At 64.9% G+C, this 1,671-nt stretch carries 1 protein-coding gene and 1 pseudogene; one reads left to right on the forward strand and one right to left on the reverse strand.

Annotated elements, in window-relative coordinates; all coding sequences use genetic code 11:
• Window positions 1–231 precede the first annotated feature (231 nt).
• Window positions 232–1,227, forward strand: a complete 996-nt coding sequence (locus tag AB4Y84_RS21000) for an alpha/beta fold hydrolase (protein WP_442244902.1) — start codon at window positions 232–234, stop codon at window positions 1,225–1,227.
• A gap of 88 nt (window positions 1,228–1,315) precedes the next feature.
• Here the strand turns inward: AB4Y84_RS21000 and AB4Y84_RS21005 are convergent.
• Window positions 1,316–1,671, reverse strand: a pseudogene (locus AB4Y84_RS21005) (homoserine dehydrogenase); the annotation flags it as partial.

Raw genomic sequence — 1,671 nt, forward strand, 5'->3', positions numbered from 1 at the left:
CATCAAGACCATGCGCGATACCGGCCGCGACATGCAGGACAAGTACAAGGAAACCAGCCGCGGCGGGCTGGCGGTGAACGTCATCGAGTGCTGATGATTGGCGCAGCCATGCATGGCCTGGCTCCACTGCAGGGCCGGGCATCGACCTGGCTCTGCAGAGTGCTTCCTTGTCGGACAACACCGTCCCCGCTTTCCGGTTAGGCTCAGACATCCCCTGCCCCGGAATGTCCCATGCGCGTGATTGCTGCTGCCTTGCTTGCCTGCGTTCCGTTGTCCGCTCTCGCTGCGCCAGCCTACGGGCCGCGGCTGGAGGGGTTCGATTACGGCTATCCGGTGAAGACCTTTGCGCTGGAGTCGCAGCGCCAGGCGTTGGAAATGGCCTATCTGGATGTCGCGCCGAAGAAGAAGCCGATCGGCGTGGTGGTGCTGCTGCATGGCAAGAACTTCTGCGCAGCGACCTGGAAGGAGGCGATCAAACCGCTGGTGGCGGCAGGCTACCGGGTGATCGCGCCGGACCAGGTGGGYTTCTGCAAATCCAGCAAGCCCGAGCGCTACCAGTATTCCTTCGGGCAGCTGGCCGATAATACCCATGCGCTGCTGCAGCAGCTGCAACTGGGTGACGTGCCGGTGCACGTAGTCGGGCATTCGATGGGTGGCATGCTGGCCATCCGCTATGCGCTGATGTATCCGCAGGACATGCGCAGTCTTTCGCTGGTCAATCCGATCGGGCTGGAAGACTGGAAGGCGCTGGGCGTGCCCTGGCGCAGCGTGGACGCGTGGTATGCCGGCGAAATGAACATCAGCTATGACAGCATCCGCCGCTACCAGCTGGAGGTGTACTACGACGGCAAGTGGAAGCCGGCGTATGAACCGTGGGCGCGCATGCAGTCGGGCATGTACGAAGGCGCGGGCAAGCAGCAGGTGGCCTGGAGCCAGGCGCTGACGTCGGACATGGTGTTCAACCAACCCGTCGTCTACGAACTGAAGAACCTGCAGGTGCCGACCACCTTGTTCATCGGCCAGAAGGACCGCACGGCGATCGGCCGTGACCAGGCATCGCCCGAACTGAAGGCGACGCTGGGCAACTACCCGGCACTGGGCAAATCGGCAGCGGCGGCGATACCCGGCTCAACCCTGGTCGAGTTCGCAGCACTGGGCCATTCGCCGCAGGTGCAGGACCCGAAGCAGTTCAATGCGGCGTTGTTGAAGGTGCTCAAAGCGCGTTGAGGTTCCATAACCGCCGGGCGTGGTCCGGCGCTACACACGCCCTCGGTAGAGCCAGGCCATGCCTGGCTGCAGTGCGTCGATCAGCCGCTTACCCCACGATCCGCAGCACGTCATCCAGCAGCGCGGCTGCGGTCACTTCCGCGCCAGCGCCCGGTCCCTGGATCAACAGCGGCTGTGAGCGATAGCGATCGCTGTGGATGGCCACGCGGTTGTCGGTGCCCGCGCCCTGCGCCAGCGGATGGTCGGCAGCCAGCTCACGCAGGCCCACCTGCGCACCCTCGCCATCGACGCGCCCGACAAAACGCAGCACCCGGCCGTTGTGGCGCGCCCGCTGCCAACGTGCCTGCAGCGGTGCATCCAGCTGCTCCAGCGCATTCACTGCATCTTCCAGCGGCAGCGCAGCCAGCGCATCCGGCACCAGTGAGTCGACCTGCACCTGCGACG

This window comes from Stenotrophomonas sp. 2YAF22 (genome assembly GCF_052114665.1).
In the GTDB taxonomy this organism is placed as follows: Bacteria; Pseudomonadota; Gammaproteobacteria; order Xanthomonadales; family Xanthomonadaceae; genus Stenotrophomonas; species Stenotrophomonas indicatrix.